12 protein-coding genes are annotated in these 17,130 nt (G+C 62.1%); 10 read left to right on the top strand and 2 right to left on the bottom strand.

The features are described 5' to 3' along the window. Positions 1 to 2: 2 nt before the first annotated feature. A complete protein-coding gene (gene fusA / locus ACIPZF_RS18885) occupies positions 3 to 2,114 on the top strand; it encodes an elongation factor G (RefSeq protein WP_400802014.1) in 2,112 nt (703 codons plus the stop codon). Between the two features lie 133 nt (positions 2,115 to 2,247). Here the strand turns inward: fusA and ACIPZF_RS18880 are convergent, their stop codons facing one another. Together ACIPZF_RS18880 and ACIPZF_RS18875 are read right to left on the bottom strand one after the other, a co-directional pair. After that, on the bottom strand, positions 2,248 to 3,690 hold the full coding sequence (locus ACIPZF_RS18880) for a SulP family inorganic anion transporter (RefSeq protein WP_400802012.1): 1,443 nt from the start codon (positions 3,688 to 3,690) through the stop codon (positions 2,248 to 2,250). Positions 3,691 to 3,768: 78 nt separating this feature from the next. Then, a complete protein-coding gene (locus tag ACIPZF_RS18875) occupies positions 3,769 to 4,929 on the bottom strand; it encodes a hypothetical protein (protein WP_400802010.1) in 1,161 nt (386 codons plus the stop codon). A 140-nt stretch (positions 4,930 to 5,069) separates the two neighbouring features. Here ACIPZF_RS18875 and ACIPZF_RS18870 point away from each other — a divergent pair, with 140 nt between their 5' ends. The 9 genes from ACIPZF_RS18870 (at position 5,070) to nuoH (ending at position 17,124) form a co-directional block, all read left to right on the top strand. Then, a complete protein-coding gene (locus ACIPZF_RS18870) occupies positions 5,070 to 5,804 on the top strand; it encodes a secretin N-terminal domain-containing protein (RefSeq protein ID WP_400802009.1) in 735 nt (244 codons plus the stop codon). A 493-nt stretch (positions 5,805 to 6,297) separates the two neighbouring features. Beyond that, positions 6,298 to 7,623 carry an isocitrate lyase gene (gene aceA / locus ACIPZF_RS18865; RefSeq protein ID WP_012315229.1) on the top strand — a complete coding sequence of 442 codons (1,326 nt, stop codon included), beginning with the start codon at positions 6,298 to 6,300 and terminating at the stop codon, positions 7,621 to 7,623. 825 nt (positions 7,624 to 8,448) lie between these two features. Beyond that, positions 8,449 to 8,862, top strand: coding sequence for an NADH-quinone oxidoreductase subunit A (locus ACIPZF_RS18860; protein WP_003251427.1), 414 nt, complete (start codon positions 8,449 to 8,451; stop codon positions 8,860 to 8,862). Positions 8,863 to 8,872: 10 nt separating this feature from the next. Continuing rightward, a complete protein-coding gene (locus tag ACIPZF_RS18855) occupies positions 8,873 to 9,550 on the top strand; it encodes an NADH-quinone oxidoreductase subunit B family protein (RefSeq protein ID WP_029614113.1) in 678 nt (225 codons plus the stop codon). 79 nt (positions 9,551 to 9,629) lie between these two features. Further along, positions 9,630 to 11,411 (top strand): NADH-quinone oxidoreductase subunit C/D, encoded by a 1,782-nt coding sequence (gene nuoC, locus ACIPZF_RS18850; protein WP_400802007.1) that lies wholly within the window; start codon positions 9,630 to 9,632, stop codon positions 11,409 to 11,411. A 2-nt stretch (positions 11,412 to 11,413) separates the two neighbouring features. Then, positions 11,414 to 11,911: an NADH-quinone oxidoreductase subunit NuoE gene (nuoE, locus tag ACIPZF_RS18845; RefSeq protein WP_003251433.1), complete on the top strand. Its 498-nt coding sequence runs from the start codon at positions 11,414 to 11,416 to the stop codon at positions 11,909 to 11,911. Further along, positions 11,908 to 13,272 (top strand): NADH-quinone oxidoreductase subunit NuoF, encoded by a 1,365-nt coding sequence (gene nuoF, locus ACIPZF_RS18840; protein ID WP_400802005.1) that lies wholly within the window; start codon positions 11,908 to 11,910, stop codon positions 13,270 to 13,272. Before nuoE ends, nuoF begins: the two co-directional genes overlap by 4 nt. Positions 13,273 to 13,405: 133 nt before the next feature. Next, complete coding sequence (nuoG, locus tag ACIPZF_RS18835; protein ID WP_400802004.1) at positions 13,406 to 16,120, top strand: NADH-quinone oxidoreductase subunit NuoG; 2,715 nt, start codon at positions 13,406 to 13,408, stop codon at positions 16,118 to 16,120. Further along, on the top strand, positions 16,117 to 17,124 hold the full coding sequence (nuoH, locus tag ACIPZF_RS18830) for an NADH-quinone oxidoreductase subunit NuoH (protein WP_400802003.1): 1,008 nt from the start codon (positions 16,117 to 16,119) through the stop codon (positions 17,122 to 17,124). The genes nuoG and nuoH overlap by 4 nt, the downstream gene beginning before the upstream one ends. Positions 17,125 to 17,130 lie beyond the last annotated feature (6 nt).

The following is a 17,130-nucleotide window of genomic DNA, read 5'->3' as shown; positions in this document are numbered from 1 at the left end:
TCATGGCCCGCACAACACCCATCGAGCTGTACCGCAATATCGGTATCGTCGCCCACGTAGACGCTGGCAAGACCACGACCACCGAACGCATCCTGTTCTACACCGGCGTCAACCACAAAATGGGTGAAGTGCACGACGGTGCCGCGACCATGGATTGGATGGCCCAGGAGCAGGAGCGCGGCATCACCATCACCTCGGCGGCGACCACGGCCTTCTGGCAAGGCTCGACCAAGCAGTTCGCCGACAAATACCGCTTCAACATCATCGACACCCCCGGCCACGTCGACTTCACCATCGAGGTGGAACGTTCGTTGCGCGTGCTCGATGGCGCAGTGGTGGTGTTCAGCGGCGCCGATGGTGTCGAGCCGCAGTCCGAAACGGTGTGGCGCCAAGCCAACAAGTATCATGTGCCGCGTTTGGCCTACATCAACAAGATGGACCGCCAAGGCGCCGACTTCCTGCGCGTGGTCAAGCAGATCGACAAGCGCCTGGGGCACCACCCGGTGCCGATCCAGCTGGCCATTGGCAGCGAAGAAAACTTCATCGGCCAGATCGACCTGGTGAAGATGAAGGCCATCTACTGGACCGATGCCGACAACGGCACCAGCTACCGCGAAGAAGAGATCCCCGCCGAGCTGCAGGCGCTGGCCGACGAATGGCGCGCGCACATGATCGAGGCCGCCGCCGAGGCCAATGATGAACTGACCATGAAGTTTCTCGACGGCGAGGAACTGAGCATCGACGAGATCAAGGCCGCCCTGCGCCAGCGCACCATCGCCAACGAGATCGTGCCGACCATCCTTGGCTCGTCCTTCAAGAACAAGGGCGTGCCGCTGATGCTCGATGCGGTCATCGACTACCTGCCCGCGCCGTCGGAAATCCCGGCGATCAAAGGCACCGACCCGGACGATGAAGAAAAGCACCTGGAGCGCCACGCCGACGACAAGGAGCCGTTCTCGGCCCTGGCCTTCAAGATCGCCACCGACCCGTTCGTCGGCACCCTGACCTTTGCCCGCGTCTATTCCGGCGTACTCAGCTCCGGCAATGCCGTGCTCAACTCGGTCAAGGGCAAGAAGGAACGCATCGGCCGCATGGTGCAGATGCACGCCAACCAGCGTGCCGAAATCAAGGACGTGTGTGCGGGTGACATTGCCGCACTGATCGGCATGAAGGATGTGACCACCGGCGACACCCTGTGCGACATCGACAAACCGATCATTCTCGAGCGCATGGACTTCCCCGACCCGGTGATTTCCGTGGCCGTGGAGCCGAAGACCAAGGCCGACCAGGAGAAAATGGGCATCGCCCTCAGCAAGCTGGCCCAGGAAGACCCCTCGTTCCGCGTGCGCACTGACGAAGAAACCGCCCAGACCATCATCTCCGGCATGGGCGAGCTGCACCTGGATATCATCGTCGACCGCATGCGCCGCGAGTTCAATGTCGAAGCCAACATCGGCAAGCCGCAGGTGGCCTACCGCGAGAAGATCCGCAACACCTGCGAGATCGAGGGGCGCTTCGTTCGCCAGTCCGGCGGGCGCGGCCAGTACGGCCACTGCTGGATCCGCTTTGCGCCGGGGGATGAGGGCAAGGAAGGCCTGGAGTTCATCAATGAAATCGTCGGCGGCGTGGTGCCGCGCGAGTACATCCCGGCCATTCAGAAGGGCATCGAAGAGCAGATGAAGAACGGCGTGCTCGCCGGCTATCCGCTGATCAACCTCAAGGCAGCGGTGTTCGACGGTTCGTACCACGACGTAGACTCCAACGAAATGGCCTACAAGATCGCCGCCTCGATGGCCACCAAGCAGCTGTCGCAGAAAGGCGGCGCGGTGTTGCTGGAGCCGGTGATGAAGGTCGAGGTGGTCACCCCCGAGGAGTACCAGGGCGACATCATGGGCGACCTGAGCCGGCGCCGCGGGATGATTCAGGATGGCGACGAAACGCCAGCTGGCAAGGTGATCCGCGCTGAAGTACCGCTGGGCGAGATGTTCGGCTATGCCACCTCGATGCGCTCGATGACCCAGGGGCGGGCCAGCTACACCATGGAGTTCACCCGCTATGCCGAGGCGCCGGCGAGCATTGCCGATGGCATTGTGAAGAAGAATCGCGGGGAGTGAATCGTTCGCCTGTGCCGACCTCTTCGCGGGGCAAGCCGGATCGCCGGACCGCCGCTCCCACAGGGATGGACTGCATATCTCCTGTGGGAGCGGGCTTGCCCCGCGAAGAGGCCGGGACAGTCAGCCTCTCATTTCAGTGCTGCTCACCCGCCCGCTTCAACAGCTTCTTGCACCGCTCCGACAAATGCACCACGCGCAGATGCTTGCCCGCCTTGGCATACCGCTCACGCAAAGTCGTCAGCGCCGCAATCGCCGAATAATCGACAAAGCTCACATGCTGGCAATCCAGCGTAACCTTGGCCGGATCATTGGCCGGGTCGAACTGATTGAGAAACGGCGTGACCGAAGCAAAGAACAAGGTGCCATGCACCTGGTAATGCTTCACGCCCTCCCCGTCTTCATGACTGTCGGCATACAGCTCCCGCGCATGCTGCCAGGCAAAGTTCACCGCCGCGATGACGATACCGAACAGTACCGCCGTGGCCAGGTCGGTAAACACCGTGACCACGGTTACCGCGATGATTGCCAGCACATCGCTCACCGGCACCTTGTGCAGCACCCGCAGGGAAGCCCAGGCAAAGGTCTGCTGGGCAACCACGAACATCACCCCGACCAGCGCCGCCAGCGGAATACGCTCGATCAGCGGCGAGAGGAACAGCACGAACAGCAAAATCATCACCCCCGCCACCACGCCAGAGAGCCGGCCCCGGCCGTTGGAGCTCAGGTTGATCACGGTCTGACCGATCATCGCGCAACCGCCCATGCCGCCGCACAGGCCCGAGACCATGTTGGCCGCGCCCAAGGCCACGCATTCGCGGTCCGGATAGCCGCGGCTTTCGGTGATTTCGTCGGTGAGGTTGAGGGTCAGCAGGGTTTCCAGCAGCCCGACCATGGCCATCAGCAGCGCATAGGGGGCGATGATTGTCAGGGTTTCCAGGTTCCAGGGCACGTCCGGCAGGGCCAACGCTGGCAGGCCCCCGGCGATGTGCGCCATATCGCCAAGTGTCCGGGTCGGCAGATCAAGCAGATACACCAGCAGGCCGACACCGAGAATCGCTACCAGCGCTGGCGGCACGGCGCGGGTCAGCTTCGGCAGCACGTAGACCACCAGCATGGTCAGTGCCACCAGGCCGACCATCAGGTACAGCGGGGTGCCGCTGAGCCAGTGCTCGCCCTGCTTGAAGTGCTCCAGTTGTGCCAGCGCGATGACGATCGCCAGGCCGTTGACGAAGCCAAGCATCACCGGGTACGGCACCAGACGCACCAGTTTGCCCAGGCGCAGCAGGCCGAACAGGATCATCACCACACCGCCGAGGAGCACCGTGACCAGCAAGTATTGCGCACCGTGTTGCACCACCAGGGCAACGATTACCACCGCCATCGAGCCGGCAGCGCCTGAAATCATGCCAGGTCGGCCGCCGAACAATGCTGTCAGGGTACAGATGATGAAAGCGCCATACAGGCCCATCAATGGGTTGAGGTGGGCCACCAGTGCGAAAGCGATGCACTCGGGCACCAGGGCGAACGAAGTGGTCAGGCCGGCGAGCAGGTCGGCGCGAAGTCGGGCGGGTTTCATTGAAATCCTACGGGGACGGCAAAAGTCGTGGAGCGCGATGTTACGGAATTTGTCTGACAGCGGCCACCGCAAGGGCATCTACCGCCCGGCACGCGTCATCCACTCCGCCATCGAGACATCCTCCAAGGCGTATTCGCCGCGATTGGCTTTCCAAACCAGTTCCTTGTCGCGCAATGCGTCCAGCGCTTTCTGCACATTGGTGGCGCTGGCATTGGCCTGTGCCTGGGCACGCTCAAGCTTGCGGTTGACGTCAGTGAAGGTTTGATCAGTGAAGGGCGAAAACGGCTGTTTTGCCAAGGTGCGCTCTGCCATTACCTCCAGCACGGCTTGCTGCAAGGGAGAAAGCTCATTCCAGGCACTTTCGTAATCGCTCCAGACGCCGGCCTGGTGGTTGAGTGCACCAGTGCGTAGCAGCTCGCCCAGGTTGCCCGCCTCGCCGAGACCGACGCTGACCTCTGCCAGCAATTTGCCGAGCATTTCTGGCCGCCTGCCGACGAGTTCGAAGGCGTACTCCAGGTCCTCGACCTTGAACTGGTTGTCCTGCGCCAGGCGCCGGTTCCACAACTGAGTAACGAACTCTACATACTCGCGACCCAGCAGCGGGAAAGGGGTGATGCTGGCACCAAAGAACGGCTGCTTGCTCTTGAGCACGAGGTTGGCCAGCTTGTCACGGCTGGACCCGGTGAACACCAATCGCAGGCCATCCGGGCGGTCACCACGGTTGAGATGGTCGCGCGCGGCCTTGAGGGCGAACATCGCATTCAAGCCCTCTTCGCTGTTCAGGGCGTGCTGGGCCTCATCGATGATCAGCACGACCATTTGCCCGGACACCTGGTGCAAGACTGCCAGCGCCTGGGCCAAAGTGGTTCCTGCCGGCAGCTGAGGCCGACTGAAATCCCAACTGAGCGTCCGCAGCAGATTGATCTTTTCAACACCGGCCTTCTTCGCAGCCTTGACCAGCGTGCTTTCAAAACTGCCCAAGGCGGTCCCGATGGCTCCGCTGATCAACTCGGCAGGGTCCGCATCTCGGTCAGACCACAGGTCTACATAAACAGGTAACCAGCTGCGCTGGAGGCATTCCGGCACGAAGTCGTTGTTGAGGAAGGTGCTTTTACCGGTACGTCGGGGCGCCGCCAGGAACATTCCCGAGCTGTAATCGACCAGCGATTCGCCGGCAAGGTCCTTGGCCAAGGCTTGGGCCAACTGATCGCGGCGCAGAATTGGGCGGGAGGGGCTCATGAACTATCCTCAATTATACATGCGACTATATTTTATAGCCTACAAGATAAACAGGGATAAAACACCCCGCCTCGCACCCATTCCGGCAAACACCTGACAAATTTGCCATCATGATCATTCCACCTGCGGAGATCATGGACATGCCGCTACGCCCCCTTTTTACCTCGCTGCTGCTGGCTGCGAGCCTGACTGCCCAAGCCGCCACCGAAGTGTTGCCCTTGCAGTACCGCAGCAGCGCCGAACTGCTGCCCGCCGCACAGTCCTTCATCGGTAAGGAAGGCAGCGTAAACGCCTTCGAGAACAAGCTGATCGTCAATGCTCCGCCCGAACGCATCGACGACCTGCGCGCACTGCTTCAGCAACTGGACACCGCGCCCAAGCGCCTGCTGATCAGCGTCGACAACAATGACAGCAACTATCAGGACAACCGCGGCAATGCGCACATCATCCACTACGGCACCAGCAATCGTGATGGCGGCCTGCAGCAGGTTCAGGCCAGTGAAGGCCAGCCGGCACTGATCCAGATCGGCCAGAGCATTCCGATCACCAGCACCAGCACCGATGGCTACGGGCGCATTCAAAGCGACACTGAATACCGCAATGTTACCCAAGGTTTCTACGTCACCCCAAGCCTGAGCGGCGAAACTGTTCGTCTGCAAATAAGCACGAATAATGATCGAATCAGCCAGGAACGTGCTGATGTAGTAAAAGTGCAAAGTACCGACACGACCATCACCGGCAGACTGGGCGAGTGGATCACTCTGGCAGGGTTCAACCAGCAAAGTCAGGCCGAGCGCAGCCCGTCAAGTCGCACTTACAGCACCCAACGGGGTGAAAACATGACTTTACGTGTCAAAGTCGACCTTCTCGACTGATCCCAGGCAATTCAAGGCCTCGACCAAGGGCCTTGAAACTGACCGCCAAGTCGCATTAGACCAAAGATGTAGTAAGCAGAAAAAAGCACTACAAAACATTTGACAGGCCGTTTTTGGCAAGGGCATGATGGCCTCGCTCCCGCTAATCAGGGGCCCTGGCAAGGGCCTTCGAGGCGCACTCCTACCACCCTTGGAGGCACCTCGTGTCTATACGGCCCACAAGGCGGTTCGACGGGATTGCGACTGCAACGAAGAAGTTGTCCCGAGGGACGGAAGCGCATCACCGCAGTACTGGCAATCGCGTAGCACCGCAGCAAGGCATCCACGAGCCGACCTGCCGGAGCACCGCCTCGCCTGGCCTGCATCTCCTTCCCCTTCGAGCCTTCACGTTCGCCGCCGCACTCCCCCGGACAGGACAGCCGCCAAGCCCCCTGATTCGCTTCGTGAGCATCAGCACAATTACCCCAAGATCGATGCGACGAGGTTTATTTCCATGGCACTGACACGCGAACAGCAAATTGCAGCCCTCGAGAAAGACTGGGCCGAAAACCCGCGCTGGAAAGGCGTGACCCGTACCTACACCGCCGCCGATGTCGTTCGCCTGCGTGGCTCCCTGCAGCCAGAGCACACCCTGGCCCGCCTGGGCGCAGAAAAACTGTGGAAGCTGGTCACCGAAGGTGCCCACCCGTCCTTCCGCCCTGAAAAAGATTTCGTCAACTGCATGGGCGCCCTGACCGGCGGCCAGGCAGTGCAGCAGGTAAAGGCCGGCATCCAGGCCATCTACCTGTCTGGCTGGCAGGTGGCCGCCGACAACAACTCGGCCGAGTCCATGTACCCAGACCAGTCGCTGTACCCGGTCGACTCGGTACCGACCGTGGTCAAGCGCATCAACAACTCGTTCCGCCGCGCCGACCAGATCCAATGGAAAGCGGGCAAGAACCCAGGCGATGAAGGCTACATCGACTACTTCGCGCCTATCGTGGCTGACGCAGAAGCCGGCTTCGGCGGCGTTTTGAACGCCTATGAGCTGATGAAGAACATGATCGAGGCAGGCGCCGCCGGCGTGCACTTCGAAGACCAGCTGGCCTCGGTGAAAAAATGCGGCCACATGGGCGGCAAGGTGCTGGTACCAACCCAGGAAGCCGTACAGAAACTGGTTGCAGCACGCCTGGCTGCCGACGTTTCGGGCGTACCAACCATCATTCTGGCCCGTACCGACGCCAACGCCGCCGACCTGCTGACCAGCGACTGCGACCCGTACGATCAGCCGTTCGTGATCGGTGAGCGTACCCGTGAAGGCTTCTACAAAGTGCGCGCCGGCCTCGACCAGGCCATCGCCCGCGGCCTGGCCTACGCACCGTACGCTGACCTGATCTGGTGCGAAACTGCCAAGCCGGACCTGGACGAAGCCCGCCGCTTCGCCGAAGCGATCAAGAAGGAATACCCGGACCAGCTGCTGTCTTACAACTGCTCGCCTTCCTTCAACTGGAAGAAGAACCTGGACGATGCGACCATCGCCAAATTCCAGCGCGAGCTGTCGGCAATGGGCTACAAGCACCAGTTCATCACCCTGGCCGGCATCCACAACATGTGGCACGGCATGTTCAACCTGGCGCACGACTACGCCCGCAACGACATGACCGCGTACGTGAAGCTGCAGGAGCAGGAGTTCGCTGATGCCAGCAAGGGTTACACCTTCGTGGCGCACCAGCAGGAAGTGGGTACTGGGTACTTCGATGACATGACCACTGTGATTCAGGGTGGGGCTTCGTCGGTGACTGCACTGACTGGGTCGACCGAGGAAGAGCAGTTCCACTGATTGGGTAGGTGGTGAATGAGGCCCGGGGCTTGTGAGAGCTCCGGGCTTTTTTGTGCCTGTCACAACAGCTTCAGCGCCTATGAGATCGAGCGCCGCCCGCGCGGCGCATCGCGAGCAACGCTCGCTCCTACGTTTGTTTTGGGCCAGCTATCACAGTGGGATAAACGCGCGAACGCTCTGGCGCACGGCTCAATATCGCGCCATAAAAACAAAGCGTTCGCGCACGCCTGGCACTGGCGTAATTGGCCAGAAACGAACGTAGGAGCGAGCGTTGCTCGCGATGCGCCGCGCGGGCGGCGCTCGATCTCCTGGGCGCTAAAAATGTCGTGGCGAGCACCTCTCAGGCTCACCCCAATCCACCCCCTCCCCATATCCCGTCTATGCTTCAACCCAACCGCCAAACCATTGACCCAGAGCGGTATCTCACCCTCAAAAATCTGATAGAACACGAGTCTTTCGCATTTGCAAGTGGGGCCATTAGCCAAATGAACTTTACAAGCCTCAGAACAGCCCAATTACAAGGCACCAGGTCAAATGATATTAATTATCATTACGCAACTTGTAATTCGTTACCACTCGCAAGAAACATAATTAACAAAACCAGTCGCAATGCCCGAATCTCAAGGCTTTCAGCCAGTTACGAGCAGGATTTGTTCTAAATGCTACGAATAAATTTGCAACGGAAATTTTACTTGCACCGGGTTTACCCATAAAATCAGCGCGATTGACTCAGCTGCGACATTTGGTCACTGCACCTGCGACACCACGTCGCCGCTTTACTTATTTCAGACTGCAGAGCTGGGTCTCTGTATAAGGATCTTTAGCATGTCCGATTCGGCAGGACTCATCGCCCACAACTGGGGCTTTGCCATCTTCCTCCTGGGTGTCGTCGGCCTGTGTGCCTTCATGCTCGGTCTGTCCAGCCTGCTCGGTAGCAAGGCCTGGGGCCGCGCCAAGAACGAACCCTTCGAATCCGGCATGCTGCCCGTCGGCAGCGCCCGCCTGCGCCTGTCCGCCAAATTCTATCTGGTCGCGATGCTGTTCGTGATCTTCGATATCGAAGCCCTCTTTCTCTTTGCCTGGTCTGTGTCCGTCCGCGAAAGCGGCTGGACCGGATTCGTCGAAGCTCTCGTTTTCATAGCAATTCTGTTGGCAGGTCTTGTCTACCTATGGCGCGTCGGTGCTCTTGATTGGGCTCCCGAAGGTCGTCGCAAGCGGCAAGCGAAGCTGAAACAATGAGGCTTTGGCAATGCAATACAATCTCACCAGAATCGACCCGGATGCGCCCAACGAGCAGTACCCGGTAGGTGATCGGGAAACCGTCACCGACCAGCTGCTGGAAGACCAGGTCCACAAGAACATCTACATGGGGAAACTCGAAGATGTGCTGCGTGGCGCGGTCAACTGGGGTCGCAAGAACTCCCTCTGGCCGTACAACTTCGGCCTGTCCTGCTGCTACGTGGAAATGACCACGGCCTTCACGGCGCCCCACGACATCGCCCGCTTCGGCGCCGAAGTCATCCGGGCCTCGCCGCGCCAGGCCGACTTCATGGTCATCGCCGGTACCTGCTTCGTGAAGATGGCGCCGATCATTCAGCGTCTGTACGAGCAGATGCTCGAACCGAAGTGGGTCATCTCCATGGGTTCGTGTGCCAACTCCGGCGGCATGTACGACATCTACTCGGTCGTTCAGGGGGTCGACAAGTTCCTCCCCGTGGACGTCTACGTCCCTGGCTGCCCGCCACGCCCTGAGGCTTTCCTGCAAGGCTTGATGCTGCTGCAGGAGTCGATCGGCCAAGAACGACGCCCGCTTTCCTGGGTTGTTGGTGATCAAGGTATTTACCGTGCCGAGATGCCAGCCCAGAAAGACCTGCGTCGTGAGCAGCGCATCGCCGTGACCAACCTGCGCAGCCCCGACGAAGTCTGATCCAGCGACCTGCCGCCCGCTCCCTGAAGAGCCGGCGGCCTGGCTTCATTCTTAACGTTGACCCAAAGCGACCGAGACCATGACAGCGGACAACGCTATTTATATTCCGCCCTACAAGGCTGACGACCAGGATGTGGTCGTCGAACTGAACAACCGTTTTGGCGCCGAAGCATTCGTCGCCCAGGAAACCCGCACCGGCATGCCCGTGCTGTGGGTCAAGCGCGCCCAGCTCAAAGAGGTGCTCAGCTTCCTGCGCGGCGTGGCCAAGCCATACAGCATGCTGTACGACCTGCACGGCGTCGACGAGCGCCTGCGCACCCAGCGTCGCGGCCTGCCGGCTGCCGACTTCAGCGTGTTCTACCACCTGATGTCGATCGAGCGTAACAGCGACGTGATGATCAAGGTGTCGCTCAGCGAAGGCGACCTGAACCTGCCGACCGTGACCGGCATCTGGCCCAACGCCAACTGGTACGAGCGCGAAGTCTGGGACATGTTCGGCATCGACTTTGCCGGGCACCCGCACCTGAGCCGCATCATGATGCCGCCCACCTGGGAAGGCCACCCGCTGCGCAAGGACTACCCTGCCCGTGCCACCGAGTTCGACCCCTACAGCCTGACCCTGGCCAAGCAGCAGCTCGAAGAGGAATCGGCTCGCTTCAACCCGGAAGCCTGGGGCATGAAGCGTCAGGGCGCCAACGAGGACTACATGTTCCTCAACCTCGGCCCCAACCACCCGTCCGCCCACGGTGCATTCCGTATCGTCCTGCAGCTGGACGGTGAAGAGATCGTCGACTGCGTCCCGGACATCGGTTACCACCACCGTGGTGCCGAGAAAATGGCCGAGCGCCAGTCCTGGCACAGCTTCATCCCCTACACCGACCGTATCGACTACCTCGGCGGGGTGATGAACAACCTGCCGTACGTACTGGCGGTGGAGAAGCTGGCCGGCATCCAGGTGCCGCAGAAGGTCGACGTGATTCGCATCATGCTCGCCGAATTCTTCCGCATCACCAGCCACCTGCTGTTCCTGGGTACCTACATCCAGGACGTCGGCGCCATGACCCCGGTGTTCTTCACCTTCACCGACCGCCAGCGCGCCTACACCGTGATCGAAGCGATCACCGGTTTCCGCCTGCACCCGGCCTGGTACCGCATCGGTGGCGTCGCCCACGACCTGCCGCGCGGCTGGGACAAGCTGGTCAAGGACTTCGTCGATTGGCTGCCCAAGCGCCTCGACGAGTACACCAAAGCCGCCCTGCAGAACAGCATCCTCAAGGGCCGTACCATCGGCGTTGCCGCGTACAACACCAAGGAAGCGCTGGAATGGGGCACCACCGGTGCCGGCCTGCGTTCCACCGGTTGCGACTTCGACCTGCGTAAAGCGCGCCCCTACTCCGGCTACGAGAACTTCGAGTTCGAAGTACCGCTGGCCCACAACGGCGATGCCTACGATCGCTGCATGGTCCGCGTCGAGGAGATGCGCCAGAGTATCCGCATCATCGACCAGTGCCTGCGCAACATGCCGGAAGGCCCGTACAAGGCGGATCACCCGCTGACCACGCCGCCGCCGAAAGAGCGCACCCTGCAGCACATCGAAACCTTGATCACGCACTTCCTGCAAGTCTCGTGGGGCCCGGTCATGCCGGCCAACGAGTCGTTCCAGATGATCGAAGCGACCAAGGGCATCAACAGTTACTACCTGACGAGCGATGGCGGCACCATGAGCTACCGCACCCGGATCCGTACCCCGAGCTACCCGCACCTGCAGCAGATCCCTTCGGTGATCAAAGGCAGCATGGTCGCCGACCTCATTGCGTACCTGGGCAGTATCGACTTCGTTATGGCTGACGTGGACCGCTAAGCATGAACAGCACGCTTATCCAGACAGACCGTTTCGCCCTGAGCGAAACCGAGCGCTCGGCCATCGAGCACGAGATGCATCACTACGAGGACCCGCGCGCGGCGTCCATCGAAGCCCTGAAGATCGTCCAGAAGGAACGTGGCTGGGTGCCGGACGGCGCCATTCACGCGATCGGCGAGGTGCTGGGCATTCCTGCCAGCGACGTCGAGGGCGTGGCCACTTTCTACAGCCAGATCTTCCGCCAGCCGGTCGGCCGCCACATCATCCGCGTCTGCGACAGCATGGTCTGCTACATCGGCGGCCATGAGTCGGTGGTCAGCCAGATCCAGAGCGAACTGGGCATCGGCCTCGGCCAGACCACCGCCGACGGGCGCTTCACCCTGCTGCCGGTGTGCTGCCTGGGCAACTGCGACAAAGCCCCGGCGCTGATGATCGACGACGACACCTTTGGCGACGTGCAGCCGGCTGGCGTTTCCAAACTGCTGGAGGGTTACGTATGACCATTACTTCCTTCGGCCCGGCCAACCGCATCGCGCGCTCGGCCGAAACCCACCCGCTGACCTGGCGCCTGCGAGACGACGGCGAGCCTGTATGGCTGGCCGAGTACGAGTCGAAGAACGGCTATGCCGCCGCGCGCAAGGCGCTGGCCGACATGTCCGCCGACGACATCGTGCAGTCGGTCAAGGATTCCGGCCTCAAGGGCCGCGGCGGCGCAGGCTTCCCCACTGGCGTGAAGTGGGGCCTGATGCCCAAAGACGAATCCATGAACATCCGCTACCTGCTGTGCAACGCGGATGAAATGGAGCCCAACACCTGGAAGGACCGCATGCTGATGGAGCAACAGCCCCATCTGCTGGTCGAGGGCATGTTGATCAGTGCCCGCGCCCTCAAGGCCTACCGTGGCTACATCTTCCTGCGTGGCGAATACACCACCGCCGCGAAGAACCTCAACCGCGCCATCGACGAAGCCAAGGCCGCAGGCCTTTTGGGCAAGAACATCCTGGGCAGCGGTTTCGATTTCGAGCTGTTCGTGCACACCGGTGCCGGCCGCTACATCTGCGGTGAAGAAACCGCGTTGATCAACTCGCTGGAAGGCCGCCGCGCCAACCCGCGCTCCAAGCCGCCCTTCCCTGCCGCCGTGGGCGTGTGGGGCAAGCCGACCTGCGTGAACAACGTCGAAACCCTGTGCAACGTGCCGGCCATCGTCGCCAATGGCAACGACTGGTACAAGTCGCTGGCCCGTGAAGGCAGCGAAGACCATGGCACCAAGCTGATGGGCTTCTCCGGCAAGGTGAATAACCCGGGCCTGTGGGAACTGCCGTTCGGCGTCACCGCCCGCGAGCTGTTCGAAGACTACGCCGGTGGCATGCGCGACGGCTTCAAGCTCAAGTGCTGGCAGCCAGGCGGCGCCGGTACCGGCTTCCTGCTGCCCGAGCACCTCGACGCACAGATGTACGCCGGTGGCATCGCCAAGGTCGGCACCCGGATGGGTACCGGTCTGGCCATGGCGGTCGACGACAGCGTCAACATGGTCTCGCTGCTGCGCAACATGGAAGAGTTCTTCGCCCGCGAATCGTGCGGCTGGTGCACCCCGTGCCGTGACGGCCTGCCGTGGAGCGTGAAGATGCTGCGCGCGCTGGAGAACGGCCAGGGCCGCGCCGAAGACATCGAGACCCTGCTGGGTCTGGTCAACTTCCTCGGCCCAGGCCGCACCTTCTGTGCTCACGCACCGGGTGCCGTCGAGCCTTTGGGCAGTGCCATCAAATACTTCCGGTCCGAGTTCGAGGCCGGTGTCGCGCCAGCAAGCGCTGCCGACACCCTGTGCCCCAACCTGGCCAAGCCAATTGTAGTTGGCGCATAAAAAGATAGACGGCGAGTGGTCCGTGCCACTCGCCAGCCCGCAGGCCGGCCCGCATGAAGCGAGGCGTGCCTGCAGGCTTACAGATTTCCATTAGCCACGCCCGCTCACGCGGGCCAACGAAGAACTTTGAACAATGGCCACTATCCACGTAGACGGCAAAGCGCTCGAAGTCAACGGTGCAGACAACCTGTTACAGGCCTGTCTGTCGCTCGGCCTCGATATCCCCTATTTCTGCTGGCACCCGGCGCTTGGTAGCGTCGGCGCCTGCCGGCAATGTGCGGTCAAGCAGTACACCGACGAGAACGACACCCGTGGTCGTATCGTCATGTCCTGCATGACCCCTGCCTCCGACGGCACCTGGATCTCCATCGAAGATGAAGAATCCAAGGCGTTTCGCGCCAGCGTCGTCGAGTGGCTGATGACCAACCACCCGCACGACTGCCCGGTGTGCGAGGAAGGCGGTCACTGCCACCTGCAGGACATGACGGTAATGACCGGCCACAACGAGCGCCGCTACCGTTTCACCAAGCGTACCCACCAGAACCAGGATCTCGGCCCGTTCATCGCCCACGAGATGAACCGCTGCATCGCCTGCTATCGCTGCGTGCGTTACTACAAGGACTACGCAGGTGGCACCGACCTGGGTGTCTACGGCGCCCACGACAACGTGTACTTCGGCCGCGTTGAAGACGGCGTGCTGGAGAGCGAGTTCTCCGGCAACCTGACCGAGGTCTGCCCGACCGGCGTGTTCACTGACAAGACCCACTCCGAGCGCTACAACCGCAAGTGGGACATGCAGTTCGCCCCGAGCATCTGCCACGGCTGCTCCAGCGGCTGCAACATCAGCCCGGGCGAGCGCTACGGCGAACTGCGCCGGGTCGAAAACCGCTTCAACGGTTCGGTCAACCAGTACTTCCTGTGCGACCGCGGCCGTTTCGGCTACGGCTACGTCAACCGCACCGACCGCCCACGCCAGCCACGCCTGGCCGATGGCACCAAGCTGAGCCTGGACGCCGCCCTGGACAAAGCCGCCGACCTGCTGCGCGGCCGCACCATCGTCGGCATCGGCTCGCCACGCGCCAGCCTCGAAAGCAACTACGGCCTGCGTGAACTGGTCGGCGCCGACTACTTCTACTCGGGTATGGAAGCCGGCGAACTGGCCCGCGTACGCCTGGCCCTGAACGTGCTGAACAACAGCCCGCTGCCGGTGCCGACCCTGCGCGACATCGAAGACCACGACGCGGTATTCGTGCTCGGTGAAGACCTGACCCAGACCGCCGCTCGCGTTGCCCTGGCCGTGCGCCAGGCCACCAAAGGCAAGGCCGAAGCCATGGCCGAGGCGATGAAAGTGCAGCCTTGGCTGGACGCAGCGGTGAAGAACATCGGCCAGCACGCGCTGTACCCGCTGTTCATCGCATCCTTGGCCGAAACCAAGCTGGACGACGTCGCCGAAGAATGCGTGCACGCCGCCCCCGCCGACCTGGCCCGCATCGGTTTCGCCGTGGCCCACGCCATCGACCCGAGCGCACCTGCAGTAGCAGGCCTGGACGATGAAGCCAACGCCCTGGCACAGCGCATCGCTGACGCCCTGGTCGCGGCCAAGCGCCCACTGGTGGTTGCCGGCACTTCCCTGGCCGACCCGGCCCTGATCGAAGCTGCCGCCAACATCGCCAAAGCCCTGAAGCTGCGCGAGAAGAACGGTTCGCTGAGCCTGGTCGTGCCTGAGGCCAACAGCCTCGGCATGGCGATGATGGGCGGTGAGTCCGTCGATGCCGCGCTGGATGCGGTCATCAGCGGCAAGGCCGACGCCATCGTGGTGCTGGAAAACGACCTGTACACCCGCGTGCCGGCCGCCAAGGTCGATGCCGCCCTGGCAGCCGCCAAGGTGGTGATCGTCGCCGACCATTCCCACACCGCTACCCTCGAGCGCGCCCACCTGGTTCTGCCTGCCGCTTCGTTCGCCGAAGGCGACGGTACCCTGGTCAGCCAGGAAGGCCGTGCCCAGCGCTTCTTCCAGGTGTTCGACCCGCAATACCTGGACAGCAGCATCCTGGTCCACGAAGGCTGGCGCTGGATGCACGCCCTGCGTGCCACCCTGCTCAACAAGCCGGTCGACTGGACCCAGCTGGACCACGTCACCAGCGCCTGCGCCGAAGCCGCCCCGCAACTGGCCGGCATCGTCAACGCCGCGCCAAGCGCTGCGTTCCGCATCAAGGGCATGAAGCTGGCCCGTGAGCCGCTGCGCTACTCCGGCCGTACCGCGATGCGCGCCAACATCAGTGTGCACGAGCCACGTACCCCGCAGGACAAGGACACCGCGTTCGCCTTCTCCATGGAAGGCTACTCGGGCTCCGCCGAACCGCGCCAGCAGGTACCGTTCGCCTGGTCGCCGGGCTGGAACTCGCCGCAAGCCTGGAACAAGTTCCAGGACGAGGTCGGTGGCCACCTGCGTGCCGGTGACCCGGGCGTGCGCCTGATCGAATCGCAAGGCGATCGGCTGACCTGGTTCAACGCCATCCCAGGCGCGTTCAACCCGGCCCGTGGCACCTGGACTGCGGTACCGTTCTTCCACCTGTTCGGCAGCGAAGAAAGCTCCTCTCGCGCCGCTCCGGTACAAGAGCGCATCCAGCCAGCCTACGTGGCCCTGGCCAAGTCCGAAGCCGACCGCCTGGGCGTCAACGAAGGCGCGCTGCTGAGCCTGACCGTCGCCGGTGTCGCCCTGCGCCTGCCACTGCGTATCAATGAAGAGCTGGGCGCTGGCCTGGTCGCACTGCCGAAAGGCCTGGCCGGCATTCCGCCTGCCATCTTCGGTGCATCCGTCGAAGGCCTGCAGGAGGCAGCACAATGAGCTGGTTCACCCCCGAAGTGATCGACGTGATCATTCAGGTCGTCAAGGCCATCGTGGTGCTGCTGGCCGTGGTGGTCTGCGGCGCCCTGCTCAGCTTCGTCGAACGCCGCCTGCTGGGCTGGTGGCAGGACCGCTACGGTCCGAACCGTGTCGGCCCGTTCGGCATGTTCCAGATCGCCGCCGACATGCTGAAGATGTTCTTCAAAGAGGACTGGAACCCGCCCTTCGTCGACAAGATGATCTTCACCCTGGCGCCGGTCGTGGCCATGAGTGCCCTGCTGATCGGCTTCTCGATCATCCCGATCACCCCGGGCTGGGGCGTCGCCGACCTGAACATCGGCCTGCTGTTCTTCTTCGCCATGGCCGGCCTGTCGGTCTACGCCGTGCTGTTCGCCGGCTGGTCGTCGAACAACAAGTACGCCCTGCTGGGCAGCTTGCGGGCGTCGGCGCAGACCGTGTCGTACGAAGTGTTCCTGGGCCTGGCGCTGATGGGCGTGGTGGTGCAGGTGGGTTCGTTCAACATGCGCGACATCGTTGAATACCAGGCGCAGAACCTGTGGTTCATCATTCCGCAGTTCTTCGGCTTCTGCACCTTCTTCATCGCTGGCGTCGCCGTGACTCACCGTCACCCGTTCGACCAGCCGGAAGCGGAACAGGAACTGGCCGACGGCTACCACATCGAATATGCCGGCATGAAATGGGGCATGTTCTTCGTCGGTGAGTACATCGGCATCATCCTGATCTCGGCGCTGCTGGTAACCCTGTTCTTCGGTGGCTGGCACGGTCCGTTCGACCTGCTGCCGCAGCTGCCGTTCCTGTGGTTCGCCCTGAAGACCGGCTTCTTCATCATGCTGTTCATCCTGCTGCGCGCCTCGATCCCGCGCCCACGCTATGACCAGGTGATGGACTTCAGCTGGAAGTTCTGCCTGCCGCTGACCCTGATCAATTTGCTGGTGACCGCTGCGATCGTGCTTTACAACACGCCAGCCGTCGCGGCCCAGTGAGGATTT

The organism is Pseudomonas sp. NPDC089752, from assembly GCF_044748725.1.
In the GTDB taxonomy this organism is placed as follows: domain Bacteria; phylum Pseudomonadota; class Gammaproteobacteria; order Pseudomonadales; family Pseudomonadaceae; genus Aquipseudomonas.
This window is presented reverse-complemented; position numbering and strand designations above follow the sequence as displayed.

Bases quoted from the DNA above. Each gene is read 5' to 3' on its own strand.
- fusA (WP_400802014.1), top strand. From the start codon at position 3: ATGGCCCGCACAACACCCATCGAGCTGTACCGCAATATCGGTATCGTC.
- ACIPZF_RS18880 (WP_400802012.1), bottom strand. From the start codon at position 3,690: ATGAAACCCGCCCGACTTCGCGCCGACCTGCTCGCCGGCCTGACCACT.
- ACIPZF_RS18875 (WP_400802010.1), bottom strand. From the start codon at position 4,929: ATGAGCCCCTCCCGCCCAATTCTGCGCCGCGATCAGTTGGCCCAAGCC.
- ACIPZF_RS18870 (WP_400802009.1), top strand. From the start codon at position 5,070: ATGCCGCTACGCCCCCTTTTTACCTCGCTGCTGCTGGCTGCGAGCCTG.
- aceA (WP_012315229.1), top strand. From the start codon at position 6,298: ATGGCACTGACACGCGAACAGCAAATTGCAGCCCTCGAGAAAGACTGG.
- ACIPZF_RS18860 (WP_003251427.1), top strand. From the start codon at position 8,449: ATGTCCGATTCGGCAGGACTCATCGCCCACAACTGGGGCTTTGCCATC.
- ACIPZF_RS18855 (WP_029614113.1), top strand. From the start codon at position 8,873: ATGCAATACAATCTCACCAGAATCGACCCGGATGCGCCCAACGAGCAG.
- nuoC (WP_400802007.1), top strand. From the start codon at position 9,630: ATGACAGCGGACAACGCTATTTATATTCCGCCCTACAAGGCTGACGAC.
- nuoE (WP_003251433.1), top strand. From the start codon at position 11,414: ATGAACAGCACGCTTATCCAGACAGACCGTTTCGCCCTGAGCGAAACC.
- nuoF (WP_400802005.1), top strand. From the start codon at position 11,908: ATGACCATTACTTCCTTCGGCCCGGCCAACCGCATCGCGCGCTCGGCC.
- nuoG (WP_400802004.1), top strand. From the start codon at position 13,406: ATGGCCACTATCCACGTAGACGGCAAAGCGCTCGAAGTCAACGGTGCA.
- nuoH (WP_400802003.1), top strand. From the start codon at position 16,117: ATGAGCTGGTTCACCCCCGAAGTGATCGACGTGATCATTCAGGTCGTC.